Source organism: Nocardia sp. NPDC049737 (genome assembly GCF_040674755.1).
In the GTDB taxonomy this organism is placed as follows: domain Bacteria; phylum Actinomycetota; class Actinomycetes; order Mycobacteriales; family Mycobacteriaceae; genus Nocardia.
Genome location: NZ_JBFANH010000008.1, coordinates 80,438 through 93,548 on the forward strand (window position 1 = coordinate 80,438; position 13,111 = coordinate 93,548).

Annotated in this window: 14 protein-coding genes; 3 read left to right on the forward strand and 11 right to left on the reverse strand. The window is 65.5% G+C overall.

Features of this window, described 5'->3' with window-relative positions; genetic code table 11:
* Positions 1-174: 174 nt before the first annotated feature.
* From AB0J47_RS13260 to AB0J47_RS13270, 3 genes are read right to left on the reverse strand one after another with little or no spacing between them, the layout of a single operon-like run.
* Positions 175-552 carry a P-II family nitrogen regulator gene (locus AB0J47_RS13260; RefSeq protein WP_364344830.1) on the reverse strand — a complete coding sequence of 126 codons (378 nt, stop codon included), beginning with the start codon at positions 550-552 and terminating at the stop codon, positions 175-177.
* Complete coding sequence (locus tag AB0J47_RS13265; RefSeq protein WP_364344833.1) at positions 549-734, reverse strand: hypothetical protein; 186 nt, start codon at positions 732-734, stop codon at positions 549-551. The genes AB0J47_RS13260 and AB0J47_RS13265 overlap by 4 nt, the downstream gene beginning before the upstream one ends.
* A 34-nt stretch (positions 735-768) precedes the next feature.
* Positions 769-1,353 carry a TetR/AcrR family transcriptional regulator gene (locus AB0J47_RS13270; protein ID WP_364344836.1) on the reverse strand — a complete coding sequence of 195 codons (585 nt, stop codon included), beginning with the start codon at positions 1,351-1,353 and terminating at the stop codon, positions 769-771.
* A gap of 91 nt (positions 1,354-1,444) precedes the next feature.
* On the opposite strand from AB0J47_RS13270, the gene AB0J47_RS13275 reads away from it, so the two are divergent.
* Entirely contained in the window at positions 1,445-2,164 is a 720-nt protein-coding gene (locus AB0J47_RS13275; protein WP_364344839.1) for an SDR family oxidoreductase, read from the forward strand.
* Between the two features lie 63 nt (positions 2,165-2,227).
* Here AB0J47_RS13275 and AB0J47_RS13280 read toward each other — a convergent pair whose 3' ends face one another.
* Positions 2,228-2,374 carry a DUF1059 domain-containing protein gene (locus AB0J47_RS13280; protein WP_063813334.1) on the reverse strand — a complete coding sequence of 49 codons (147 nt, stop codon included), beginning with the start codon at positions 2,372-2,374 and terminating at the stop codon, positions 2,228-2,230.
* Positions 2,375-2,676: 302 nt separating this feature from the next.
* Between AB0J47_RS13280 and AB0J47_RS13285 the strand changes: the two genes are divergently transcribed.
* Positions 2,677-2,883, forward strand: coding sequence for a hypothetical protein (locus AB0J47_RS13285; protein WP_364344843.1), 207 nt, complete (start codon positions 2,677-2,679; stop codon positions 2,881-2,883).
* A gap of 244 nt (positions 2,884-3,127) precedes the next feature.
* Here AB0J47_RS13285 and AB0J47_RS13290 read toward each other — a convergent pair whose 3' ends face one another.
* From AB0J47_RS13290 to AB0J47_RS13310, 5 genes are all read right to left on the reverse strand, one after another.
* A complete protein-coding gene (locus AB0J47_RS13290; protein ID WP_364344846.1) occupies positions 3,128-3,784 on the reverse strand; it encodes a TMEM175 family protein in 657 nt (218 codons plus the stop codon).
* A 329-nt stretch (positions 3,785-4,113) separates the two neighbouring features.
* Positions 4,114-4,881 carry a 3-oxoacyl-ACP reductase gene (locus AB0J47_RS13295; RefSeq protein ID WP_364344849.1) on the reverse strand — a complete coding sequence of 256 codons (768 nt, stop codon included), beginning with the start codon at positions 4,879-4,881 and terminating at the stop codon, positions 4,114-4,116.
* A gap of 10 nt (positions 4,882-4,891) precedes the next feature.
* A complete protein-coding gene (locus AB0J47_RS13300) occupies positions 4,892-6,250 on the reverse strand; it encodes an aldehyde dehydrogenase family protein (RefSeq protein WP_364344852.1) in 1,359 nt (452 codons plus the stop codon).
* On the reverse strand, positions 6,247-6,987 hold the full coding sequence (locus AB0J47_RS13305; protein WP_364344855.1) for a gamma-glutamyl-gamma-aminobutyrate hydrolase family protein: 741 nt from the start codon (positions 6,985-6,987) through the stop codon (positions 6,247-6,249). The genes AB0J47_RS13300 and AB0J47_RS13305 overlap by 4 nt, the downstream gene beginning before the upstream one ends.
* Positions 6,968-8,332 carry a glutamine synthetase family protein gene (locus tag AB0J47_RS13310; protein ID WP_364344858.1) on the reverse strand — a complete coding sequence of 455 codons (1,365 nt, stop codon included), beginning with the start codon at positions 8,330-8,332 and terminating at the stop codon, positions 6,968-6,970. The genes AB0J47_RS13305 and AB0J47_RS13310 overlap by 20 nt, the downstream gene beginning before the upstream one ends.
* Positions 8,333-8,537: 205 nt before the next feature.
* On the opposite strand from AB0J47_RS13310, the gene AB0J47_RS13315 reads away from it, so the two are divergent.
* The gene (locus tag AB0J47_RS13315) at positions 8,538-10,109 is read left to right on the forward strand and encodes an FUSC family protein (protein WP_364344861.1); all 1,572 of its coding nucleotides are present in this window, start codon (positions 8,538-8,540) and stop codon (positions 10,107-10,109) included.
* Positions 10,110-10,284: 175 nt separating this feature from the next.
* On the opposite strand, the gene AB0J47_RS13320 is transcribed toward AB0J47_RS13315, so the two are convergent.
* Together AB0J47_RS13320 and AB0J47_RS13325 are read right to left on the reverse strand one after the other, a co-directional pair.
* The gene (locus AB0J47_RS13320; RefSeq protein ID WP_364344864.1) at positions 10,285-11,760 is read right to left on the reverse strand and encodes a pyridoxal-dependent decarboxylase; all 1,476 of its coding nucleotides are present in this window, start codon (positions 11,758-11,760) and stop codon (positions 10,285-10,287) included.
* Positions 11,754-13,100, reverse strand: a complete 1,347-nt coding sequence (locus tag AB0J47_RS13325; RefSeq protein WP_364344867.1) for an ATP-grasp domain-containing protein — start codon at positions 13,098-13,100, stop codon at positions 11,754-11,756. The genes AB0J47_RS13320 and AB0J47_RS13325 overlap by 7 nt, the downstream gene beginning before the upstream one ends.
* Positions 13,101-13,111: the final 11 nt, after the last annotated feature.

Consider the following 13,111-nt stretch of genomic DNA (forward strand, 5'->3'; position numbering starts at 1 on the left):
CACCTGCGGAATCGATGGCAAATGTGATCATGGTCACACTTGCGTTTTTGGGCGACGAATGCTGTTCGTTGCCAGCCCTTCTGGGGCATAGCGAACCCAGCGTCTTCCGCGAGCGGACCAACTCGCCTTCCGCACCCGGATGACACGCCCCTCATCCTCGCGAGCGAGGACGATTCACAACGAGCGCGCGTCGATCATCCAGATCTGAATTCCGGACGGCCTGGCATTCTCACCGATCCGATCGATCAACCGGACCAGATCGGCGACATCGTCATTCTTGGCAAGCAATTCGATGCGCAGCCCCGCCTCGACATCGGTGACGAATTCTTGGCCCCGATAGCGTTCGACTCGACTGGCCCGGTCGTCCACCCGGTAGACCTGGCACACCACCATCCGCCGCACGCCGAACATGGCCAGCGCCTGCTTGATGTGGTCGAACAGGGCGGCGGGCAAAACCAACGTGATGAGCTTCGCATCGACGCCGTCACCTGGGCTCATCGGGTCATCGATGCCGTACCCGACACTGCCCTGGAGATGGATGGTGGCATTCACGTGGCCGCCTGGTTCCCGGGCGCCTCACCCGATGGTTTGTCCGGCGCCGGCTTGGGCAGGGCGGGCGCAGCGGGGAACGTCCCCACATGGGCGGAGACCAGGGTCCAGTCCGGATAGTCCGCTTCTTCGCGGGCCGCGACATCACCGGTCTCCAATACATGGTCCGGCATGCGCAGACTCATGGACAACCCAAGATCTTCAGGATTACAAAGGATCTCACGGCGCGAGCATCGTCGCGACACTGCGCGTGACATCCTCCGCGAGCGCGGCGTTCACCGGCGCATGGTGACTGAGCAGTCGGTACCACATAGCACCGAAGACGAAATCGACGACGAGATCCAGCGGGACCGACGCAGTCAGCGTTCCGGCGTCGACACCGCGCTGGAGCAGTGCGCGCAGTGTCGCTCGTCGCGGGCCGATCACGGTGTCCTGCAATCGTTTGGACAGGGCTGGATCGCGCTGTGCGTCGGCCATCAGACCGACCAGCGCCTGACCCGTCACTTTCTGGGCGAGTTCGAACGTGGCCGTGAGCAGGCGCTCGACCGCGACGAGCACATCCACCGATTCGTCCGAAACCCGCAGCGCCGCATGCTCTTCGGCCAATCCGATCAGCGCCTCGATCAGAATCGAGGCCTTATCCGGCCACCAGCGGTACACCGTCTGCCGCCCGACGCCGGCCCCGTCCGCGATGGCCTTGATGGTCAGGTCTTGGTAGCCGTCCCGCTCGCAGAGCTGCAGCGCCGTGTGCAGGATCGCGCGCCTGGCGTCCTCGCTGCGGGGTCGACCGCGGGTTCCCGTCATGCACATCACTTTACAAGACACTGTGCCTCGAATATATTAACGAGGCACGGTGGTTCGAAAATCATCGTGATTCGAACTTCAGGAGGATCTTGTGAACAACAAAGTCGTCATCGTTGGCGGAACCTCTGGAATCGGCCTGGCGACCGCTCGCCGACTCGCCGCGCACGGCGCGCAGGTCGTCATCGCCGGACGCAACGAAGAACGACTCGCCGCCGCACTTGCCGACCTCGGCCCGCAGGTCACCGGCAAGGTCGTGGATGCGCGTGCCGAAAATGAATTGGCACAGCTGTTTTCGGAGGTCGGACCGGTCGACCATGTGGTAGTTACCGTGACCGGACCGTCCGGCACCACCCCGTTCCGCGAACTCGGCCTGGACCATTTGCAGGCCCACGTCTCCGGCAAACTTGTGCCGCACGTCGCCACCATTCAGGCGGCGCTGCCGCACCTCGCGCAGGACGGATCCATCACACTGGTCTCCGCCGCATCCGCGGGCGGCGCCATGCCGACAACCGCCGCACTGGCCGCCGTCAATGCCGGTGTCGAGGCCATCGTCCCCGTGCTCGCGGTCGAACTGGCACCCGTCCGCGTGAACGCCGTATCCCCGGGTGTGATCGACACCGAATGGTGGAGTTTTCTCCCCGAGGATGCCCGCGCCGAGGTGTTCGCCGGAATCGCGGCGCAGACTCCGGTCGGCCGGATCGGCAGCGCGGACGATATCGCCAAGGCCATCGAATTCCTCACCGACAACACCTTCACCACCGGCGTGGTGGTTCGGGTGGACGGCGGCGCACGCCTGGGCTCCCCCAAATAATCCACCTCACCCGGCCTTTCGTCACGAACGTGTTCGCGTGACGAAAGGCCGGGGTGTGGTGAATCAGTAAGCGATGAACAGAATTTCGTCCCGGGAATAGTCGTGCCCCGGGTGGTTCGCGGCCAGATGCGCTTTGGTCTTCTCGACCAGGTCGTCCTCATCCGTCCCGACGATCTGTTCGCCGCAGGGGCAGTTCAGATTTCGCTTCATCAGCGGTCCTTCCTTCTCCCCGTCAGTCTAAGCACGCGCCGCACGCACGAGCCGATGCGTACCCTATCCGGGCCAAGCTCGGCACCGTCGGATTCTGCCATCCCATTCGGCGCCCGGGTTGTAGCTGCAAGCCCTGTCGTGTAATTCGGCCGAGACGGGCACGCCTGATTCGTCCGTCGCGCCGCGTCGATCGACGGCGGCCGATACCGGACGAAACGGCCCATCACGGCCCGAACATAATCCGGCGGCCTCGAACTCGGCACCGCGCTCGAAAGAGCGCAGAATGGGAGCAGGAGGTCATGATGCAACTGCTAAAGGGCCTGCTCGGCGTGGTGTTGGGGATCGTGACAGCCGTGCTCGGCACGGTAGTCGGGATCCTCGCGGCCGTGGTCTGGCTCGTCGGCGCGGTGCTGTGCGTGACAGTGCTCCTCATTCCGTTGGGGCTCCCTGTCATGCGGCTCGCCCGCCGCCTGTTCACGCTCGCTGGGCAGCTGATGCACCTTCCCTGAAGACCGTCCTGGGCTCTTCGACGTCGGACGCGCCGCCGAATTTCCGCGTGCCACCGCAGGCATCGGCGCACCTGCCGACCACCTACCGCAGCGGCACCGGCCACGACAGGCATTGCCAGGGGCATGCCATCCCATTCAACGAGAAACGGCTCGGCGTGCGCAACGGGAGTTCCACACAGCCGAGCCTGGGCCGCGATGGCGGCAGTCGAATATGCCGGCTCGACCGTGAGACGCACACGTCGACCTATTCGGTGTCCTGCGCGGACTGCTTCGCCCACCCCTGGCTGGTAATGGCGTAGAAGATGGCGATGAGCAGGTAGAGGATGAGGGCGACGACGGGCCAGAAGAGGCCTACGGCTATGCAGAGGGCGTAGATGAGGATGCCAGGGTAGGCGCGGGTGGTTTCGCGGCGGGCGAAGGCTGCGTCGTAGCCGGGTTCGAAGAGTTCGGGATGGTGCACCAGGCGCCACCACAAGGGGGCCCAGGGGATGGTCATCATGACGCCCGCGATCCCGTAGACGGCGGCGGCCGCGGCGGCGTCGCGATGTTCGCCGTGAACCACGTATTCGGCGAGAAGGCCAGTGGGGAAAGGCAACACGGAGACGCCGAGCAGCAGCATCAGGTTCCACCAACGGATCACGTGATCGAGATGGTGGAGGCGACCGAAGAAGCTGTGGTGGTTCATCCAGATGATGCCGATGGTGAGGAATGAAGCCAGATATGCCACATACGACGGCCAGATGTGGCCGAGCGCTTCGAGCAGGTGGCCCGGTTCGTGCTCGGGCACCCGAATCTCGAGGATCAGCAGGGTGATCGCGATGGCCATCACGCCATCGCTGAATGCCTCCACCCGGGCGGTGCCCGATAAATGCGCGCTCGGGAACTGCCCTTCGTCGACCATATGTGCAGGGTAACGCTGTGGCGTTACCCATGCCCTTGCTATCGCTGTGAGCGTAGCGCCGTTATGATCCGGCGCTACGCGTACTCAATTCCCTTGATCCGGCTGCGGATACGATCCCGGTCCGCTGCCGTCGCTGCGGCTGAACACCGGGCGAAAATCGGCACCGCCGGTGTCGGTTTGGACGGACGGCTCCGGCGACAGGGCGTCGTGGCTGAACAACCCGGGCGATCGCCCATCTTCCGTACTCATCTCACGAGCCTCCCTCTGATCGGCGACGTATGGCGGACCCTGGCTCGCTGCTCAGCGGTCCGCCCGGATCAACCGTACCTTTACAACGGTGTGACGTACGCGCCGGAGATGCCACCGTCCACCAGGAACTGCGATGCGGTGATGAACGAGGAGTCGTCGCTGGCCAGAAATGCGACGGCCGCGGCGATTTCCTCCGGCTCGGCGAAGCGCCCGACGGGGATGTGCACCAGGCGGCGCGCGGCGCGTTCGGGGTCCTTCGCGAACAGCTCCTGCAGCAGCGGCGTATTCACCGGTCCGGGACACAGCGCGTTGACCCGAATACCGTTGCGCGCGAACTGCACTCCGAGTTCACGACTCATCGCCAGCACACCGCCCTTGGATGCGGTGTAGGAGATCTGCGAGGTCGCCGCACCCATGACCGCGACGAACGACGCGGTATTGATCACCGAGCCCTTCCCCCGCTCCAGCATGTGATTGATGGCGTACTTGCTGCACAGATACACCGAGGTCAGATTGACCTCCTGCACCCGACGCCAGGCCTCGATGCCGGTGGTCAGGATCGAATCGTCTTCCGGCGGTGAGATTCCGGCATTGTTGAAGGCGATATCGAGTCCGCCGTAGGTGTCGACGGCGGTCTGGAACATGGCCTCGACCTGAGCCTCGTCGGTGACGTCCACCTTCACGAACAGGCCCCCCGCTGCACTGGCCGCGGCCTGTCCCGCGGCGGCATCGACATCGGCGACGACGACCTTGGCGCCTTCGGCCGCGAAACGGCGCACCGTGGCGAGGCCGATACCGCTCCCACCACCGGTGACGACGGCGACTCGATCCTGTAAGCGCTGCAACACATCTCCTTAACTAGGTGGCGATGAAGACGTTCTTGGTCTCGGTAAAGGCAAGTGCTGCATCGGGTCCGAGTTCGCGCCCGAGGCCGGACTGTTTGAATCCGCCGAACGGCGTCCAATACCGCACCGAGGAATGCGAATTCACCGACAGATTCCCGGCCTCCACACCACGCGACACCCGCAGCGCCCGGCCGACATCATTGGTCCAGATGGAGCCGGACAGACCGTATTCGGTGTCATTGGCAATGCGAAGGGCATCGGCCTCGTCTTCGAACGGCACCACTGCGACCACCGGCCCGAAGACCTCCTCGGTGAGCACCCGATCCGATGGCGCGTCGGGGAGCACAACCGTTGGCGGATACCAGAATCCGGGACCGTCGGGCTGCGTGCCGGTGAATGCGACCTTGGTGGACGGCTCGACGAACGAAGCAACCCGGTCCCGATGCGCGGCCGAAATCAACGGCCCCATTTCGGTGGACTCATCGCCCGGATCACCCACCCGAACGCCACGAACCGCCGGTTCCAACAACGCCAAGAATCTGTCGAAAACACTGCGCTGCACCAGAATTCGCGATCGCGCACAGCAATCCTGTCCGGCATTGTCGAAAACACCGTAGGGCGCGGTCGCGGCCGCACGCTCCAAATCGGCATCGGCGAAAACGATATTCGCGCTCTTACCACCGAGTTCGAGCGTCACCCGCTTCACCTGACGCGCACATCCGGCCATGATCTCCTTGCCCACCTCGGTGGACCCGGTGAAGACCACCTTCCGCACGGCCGGATGGGTCACGAACCGCTGACCCACCACCGCCCCTTTTCCGGGCAGCACCTGGAAAACCCCTTCCGGCACACCCGCTTCGAGCGCGAGCTCACCCAACCGGATAGCGGTCAGCGGCGTCAGCTCCGCGGGCTTGAGCACCACGGTATTCCCTGCGGCCAGCGCAGGCCCGAACCCCCATGCCGCGATCGGCATCGGGAAGTTCCACGGCACGATCACCCCGACCACGCCGAGCGGTTCGTGGAAGGTGATGTCCACCCCGCCCGCGACCGGAATCTGGTTGCCCAGCAGACGTTCCGGAATCCCCGCCGCGAAATGCAATACATCGCGGACATTGCCCGCCTCCCAGCGTGCATTGCCGATGGTGTGTCCGGCATTGGCGACCTCCAGCTGGGCCAGCTGCTCGAGATTCGCATCGACAGCCTCGGCGAATCGACGCAGCAGCCGAGCACGATCCCCCGGCGCGACCGCGCGCCAATCGGCACCGGCACGCTGCGCCCGCTCGATGGCCGCATCGGCCTCGGCCGCACTCAGCAGCTCGAGCGTCGTGACGACCTGCTCGGTCGCCGGGTTGACCACCTGCGTTGTCGTCACGAATTACGTTCCTTTCGATAGGTGGCCGCCGCCTCGACCAGTGCTCGCATCAGCCGCGTATCGGTCGCGTCCGCCTCCGGATGCCACTGCACACCCACCAGGAACGGACCGTCGGTCGCCTCCGCCGCTTCGATCGTGCCGTCCGAAGCATGTGCGGTCGCGACCAGACCATCGGCGAGGACGGCGACTGCTTGGTGATGGTGGCAATTCACCTTCACCTCCGGTCCGGCGATCGTGGCGACCAGGCTGTCGGGCACGGTCGTGACCCGGTTCGGGTGAAAACCGCCCGGCGTACCGGAATGGTCGTCGTGGCCGAGCAGATCCGGCAGGTGCTGGATCAACGTGCCGCCGAAGGCGACATTGACCAGTTGCAGGCCGCGACAGATCGCGAGGGTCGGCAGACCGGCCGCGCGCGCCAGGGCGAACAGCTCGAATTCGGAATCGTCGCGGTCGGCGCGGAGTGGGCCGAGGGCCGCATCCGGCGGCGCACCGTAGCGGGCCGGATCGATATCGGCACCGCCGGTCAGCACCAGCCCGTCGAGTCGATCCACCAGCTCCGCGCGCGCCACGCCGGTGGGCGGCAGCAGCACCGGTATACCGCCCGCGCGCTCGACCAGCTGCAGGTAATTGTGCGGCAGTACCGCACTCGGGACATCCCAGGCGCCGAACCGGGCCTGTTCCAGGTAGGTCGGCAGGCCGATGATCGGACGGATCTGCTCAGAGCCGCTCGAAACCACGGATTCGCTCCCAATCGGTGACCGCGGCGTCGAAGGCGTCCAGCTCGACCTGTGCCGCATTCCGGTAATGGTCCACCACGTCGTCGCCGAACGCTGTTCGTGCCACCTTGCTCTCGCCGAACAATTGCGCCGCTTCCCGCAGCGTACGCGGCACCCGCGGGCGCTGGGACCGGTAGGCATTGCCATGGAACTCCGGCTCGAGCGGGAGCGCGTGCTCGATACCGTGCAATCCGGCGGCAATTGTCGCGGCGACGGCCAGATACGGATTCACGTCGCCGCCCGGGATCCGGTTCTCCATCCGCAGGGACAGATCCTGGCCCACCACGCGCAGCGCACAGGTCCGGTTGTCGCGTCCCCAGGCCAGTGCGGTCGGGGCGAAACTTCCTGACATGAATCGCTTGTAGGAGTTGATATTCGGAGCGAGCAGATAGGTGAACTCACGCAGGCAGTCCAGTTGTCCGGCGAGGAAATGCCGCATTAGTGCGGAGGTGCCGTGCGGGCCGTCACCGGCGAATACCGCGGCCCCCGAATCGGCGCGCAGGCTTATATGGATGTGGCACGAATTGCCTTCGCGCTCATTGTATTTCGCCATGAAGCTGAGACTGCGCCGCTCCTGGGCGGCGATCTCCTTGGCGCCATTCTTGTAGATGCTGTGGTTGTCGCAGGTCACCAGCGCCTCGTCATAGCGGAAGGCGATTTCGTGCTGGCCCGGATTGCATTCACCCTTGGCCGATTCGACATACAGTCCCGCACCGGCCATTTCATTGCGAATGCGACGCAATAGCGGCTCGATGCGTGCGGTCCCGAGCATCGAGTAGTCGACGTTGTACTGGTTCGCGGGCCGCAGATCGCGATAGCCGCAGTTCCACGCGTCCTCGTAGCTGTCGTCGAAGACCAGGAACTCGAGTTCGGTCCCGACATAAGCCCGCAGCCCACGCTCGGCCAGCCGCGCCAATTGCGCCCGCAATATCTGCCGCGGCGAAACCGTGACCGCCTGACGTGCGGGTTCCACATGCTCCACATCGCACAGCACCAGCGCGGTTCCCGGCTGCCACGGCACCAGCCGCAGGGTGCTCAGATCCGGCCGCAGTACGAAGTCGCCATAGCCGGTTTCCCAGGAGGAGATCGCATACCCGTCGACTGTGGCCATATCGACATCCACCGCGAGCAGATAGTTGCACGCCTCGGTCGCGTGCCCGATCACCTCGTCCAGGAAAAACCTTGCCGCACAACGCTTTCCCTGCAATCGGCCCTGCATATCGGTCATTGCCACCAGCACCGTGTCGATCTCCCCGGCCTCGACGAGCGCCCGCAACTGCACTAGCTCCAGCATCCCCGTACGCATCGATAACCCCTCTCGGCAGCAACCTTGCCAACGCTAGAGCAAAAGGGTCGAGCGCGTGCCCCGACACACAAAACCCAATGGTCGGTTGGTGTTGAATGGCCTGGTGGACGACCCGAGCTTCGATCCGTCACACCACCCGGTGCCGACACCGCCGCGCCGGCGAGCGCTGCTTTTCAGGTCTTCGCAAACGGGTTGGCGGTGGCCGGTGGCGGCGCGGTCCGCGCTCGCATTCGGATTGCCCGCGCTGATCGTGCTCGCGGCGGGTCAACGGCAGCAGGCATTGATCGTCGCGCTGGGTGCCTTCGCCGTTCTCTACGGCGAGGCGCGCGCCTACCGAATGCGTTGGCGGATAGTGCTGATCGCGGGTGCGGGCTTTCTCACGACAGCGGCGCTAGGTGCGGTGATCGGCGATTCGGGGCAGGCGGGGACGGCCGGAATCGTCGGTGTGGCGGCACTTTCCGTGGTGGCGCTGGTCGCGAGCTATGTCATGGTCGCGACGCGGGCCGGACCGCCGGGCATGTTCTTCTTCGTGCTGGTCTGCGCGGTGGCAACGCGGATGGCCGTCGCCGGTGTTTCGGTGCCGGTAATCGTGGGATATACCGCGCTCGGCGTGCTGAGTTCGGTGCTGGTTTCGATGAGTCCGATGCTGCGCGATGCGCGTGCGCCGGAAAAGGCGGCGATGACATCGGCCTTGCGTGCCGTCGATACCTATATCGAATACCGGAAGGGCGGGCAGCCGTCCGCCGCCGAGCGGCACGCGGCGGGTGCGGCGCTACATTCGGCGTGGGCCACGGTTCATGATGCGGGTCTGCCTGCCCGCGAACCGGATTCGGAAATCGTCCGGACGCTGCTGGCCGCACATCGCCAGTTCATCGGGATATCGGACTCCGCACCGGACGTACTCGACGCGCCGGTACCGATGACCCGTCCGACCGTCGGTCAGCGACTGCGGCGCTCCCTGACCATCCGCTCGCATGCGGCGACCACGGCGCTGCGCACGCTGGCCGCCGCCGTGATCGCGGGTGGCCTCAGTGTGCTGTTGGATCTCGGCCGACCGGACTGGGCCGTGATCACCGGCGTCCTGGTGCTGAACTTGGGGCCGGATCGCATTGTCGGCACCGTGCGCGCATTGCATCGCGTCGGCGGCACAGTCGTCGGGCTGATCGTGTTCGCGACGCTGCACGCACTAGCACCGTCGGGCGTGGTCCTCGTGCTGGTTCTCATGACGCTGATGTTCCTGACAGATCTGTTCGTGGTGCGCAACTACGGGATCGCCGTCGTCTTCATTACGCCGTTGGCGTTGCTGATCGGCGGTGCGCTGGTCGGGCCGATACTGGTTCCCATCCGGGATCGCTTTATCGAGACGCTGGTCGGCGCGCTGGTCGCGGTCGCGGCCATGTGGGTGATCGTGCCACGTGCACATCGGCACGACCTGCGATGGAACGAATCCAGGGTGCTGCGGGTGGCCGCGGACCTGGTCGAGACGCTGCGCACGAAGCCACCGGCCGATCCGGCCGCCATGCGTTTGCGTCGCGATCTACAGTTCGAACTGGTCGGCAATCACCTCAGCGGTGTCGCCGCATATCGCGATGAACCGGCGTGGGCCCGGGCGCAGTGGTCTCGACATGCGGAGATCGGGCGGATCGGGTACGACCTGCTCGCGCGGTGTTGGCTGACACCGGCGAAACAACTGCTCACCCATCCCGACGACCTGGCCCGACAGATCGGCCGAATGGCGAACAGCGCTGGACCGATCGACACGTCCAGTTCGTCGTAGTTGGTTCACGACAGCGCGGGGCGGCATCTCCAGGGGCGGTGGCGGATCCGATACTCGCCGACCTGCTGGACGAGACCCGCCACGCGGGTCGCGAGTACTGGCGAGCCGACCGAACTGCCTACGCCGCAAGTCGAACGCACCGTAATGCCGACGCGTATGCTCCCGGCTCGCGATGTCAATGCGGCACGTCGTTTGCTGCCGAACGGTCAGTACGAGCGGCGAGAACTCGGCCGCACTCAACGATGTGATCGAGGGTGTTGTCGATGTGCCGGACGCTCGTTCGCGGATTGATGGTGCACATGCGCAGGACGGTCTCGCCGCGCACCGCCGTGGTGGTGATCATGGCGAATCCGCCGTCCAGCACGGTGCGCGCCAGCTCGGCTTGGAAGGAGTCGAGTTCTGCGCCCGGCGCCACACCGGGCGGGCGATATCGGAAAGTGACGATCCCCAGCCCCGGCTCGCTGGCCGGTTCGAGTTCGGGGTGGTTGCCGATGCGTGCGGCCGCGTGCTCGGCCAGAGTAATTCCTTGGTCGACGGCGTCGCGGAAGGCGTTCGCGCCAAAGGTTTTCAGCGACAACCACAGTTTGAGCGCACGCAGACCGCGGGTCTGCTGCGGGCCGTAGTCGGACAGATTCGGTTCTCTGCCATCGGATTCGGAAACCGCGAGGTAGCCACTGTCGAGGAAGTGCCGGGCCATCGCGAAGGTTTCCTTCAACTGCTCGGGCTGCCGAAGTAGGACACACCCGAGTTCATAGGGCTGGAAGAGCCACTTATGGGGGTCCAAGGTAAGCGAATCGACACGATTGAGACCCGCCAGGGTGCGGCGACCGCGGGCGGTGGCGGCGGCGGCCGCACCCAACGCGCCGTCGGCGTGCAGCCACATCCCTTCTCGACGGCATACGTCGGCGAGTTCCTCGATCGGATCCACGGCGCCGGTACTGGTGGTGCCGATCGTCGCGACGACCAGGAATGGATGCCATCCAGCGGCGCGGTCGGAACAGATACGCTCGGCCACTCGCACCGGGTCCAGTCGGAGCCGGTCATCAGGCGGCAGGACCACGAGTTGGTCACGTTTCAGGCCGACGATGTGCAGTGCCCGGGCGATCGAGGGATGGGCTTGGGTCGAGCAGTAGGCGCGCGCTGTACTGAGATCGCCGCCGAGCAAGCTGTCACGCGCCGCGGTCAATGCCGTGAGGTTGGCGATCGAGCCACCGGAGACGAACAGTCCGCCGAAACACGGTTCGAGACCGAGGAGTTCGCGCAGCCAACGCAGCGTGACCAACTCCAGTTGGGTGGGCCCGGAGCCGACCAGCCACGCCCCCGGGACCGACAAAAAAGCCGCCACCAACGCGTCCGCGAGTACCGCCGGATAGTTGCCGGAGGTCGGCACGAAGCCGAAGCACCGCGGATGGTCGGAATGCATACCGGACGGCAAAGCGTCGCCGGCCAGCCGCTCCAACAACCCCACCAGGTCTTGGCCGTGTTCGGGGATCGGCTCATCCCAATTCTGTTCGAGGTCATCGCGAGACCGGCGGACGAGCACCGGACCGAACTCACCTTCGCTCATGCGCTCGATGATCAACTCGATCGCACGTCGGCCCGCCGCACGCATCTGGTCGACCGGCAGGGTCAGCGGTGGCCGGGTCAGCATGACGCTGCTTCGACGCAGGCTGACACGGCCCTCACCCAGTGGGACCCGGCCGCGGTGAGGTGCGGATGCGCCTGCAGGCCGGCGACAGCTTCGGCGAGCTGGAGCAAGACGAGCTCGTCTCCCTCGGCTACCTCCACCCCGGGTTGGGCTTGCGCCCACAGCAATGCGTGACCGGCCGGAAGGTCTGCCAGGCAACGGTTTTCCGCTGACACAAGGGCACCGCCTGCCAGCCGATAAGTTCCAGATTCCGGCAGTGCGCCCAGCCGCCCGTCGCGCTCGGCGTGCACAACCAGCTGGCCGAGCATCGGCACCGGCGCGACGACGGTCTGCACCGGCAGCTCCGGCAGCAGACAGGCGAGCACATGCAGACCAAGGCACGGCAGCAGGTTTGCGCGCTGCTCGGCTGCCTGCACCAACGACACGACCGTCTGGAATCGGGGATTGATCTCGATGGCCAACGGCCGATTCCCATCCAGTACCAGGTCCAAGCCGAAGACCCCGCGGTATCCGCGCAGACGAAGCTGATCCCCCACCCGAGCCGCGGCCGTGCGGATGGCTTCGTAGGCGCCGTCGGGTAGATCGGCGGGGGCGATGAGCTGATTGCCGCAGTGGGCGCCCCAGACGGTGGTCAACCCGGGGATGCCGACCAGCTGATGCGACACCGCCGTTACGATCGTGGCGTTTCCGGCGACGCATGCGGTGACGGTTACCGAGGGGCCGTCTACGTACCGGCCCACTCGCAATTCCCTTGCGGCCCAGGCATCGAGACACTCCTGCAACTCGTCGTGATTCCGCGCGAAACGAGTGCCCCTGCCGATCAGATTGTTCTCGCGGCGTTGGACCACCACCGCCTCCCAGGCGTCGGGCCAGTACTGTCTCGCGGCGGCACGGCCGAACGGCGGCACTCGCACAAATTCCGGCGTTTCGATGTCGGCTGCCGCGAACAAGGCCAATGCGTCGAGCTTGTCCGCCGCGAATGCCGAAACCGCCCGGTCGGGCGCCAGCAACGGCAAGGCCCTGGACGCGGCCCACTCAATGGCCGTCGGACCATGTTCGGGGGCGAACGCCACGCACACCGCACGCCCGGCAGTCCCGAAACCATTATTCTCGGTTTTCGAAAATGGTGAAAAGGCATGCAGCTCAGGCCCACATCCGGCACGGAAAGCAGGCCGAGCGGATGCGGCCAGGAAGGGTGAACGGTCCAGCCAGTAAATCTCGTCGACCACTGCTTGCAACAAGCCGATGCCCGCCTCCAGGCCCACCCCGTCGATCTTCGCGAGTCTTGTTGGGGTAAGGCGGGATTCGGCCGTTGCGCAACCGGTCGCCTGGCTGATCGTCATGGCCCGTGACT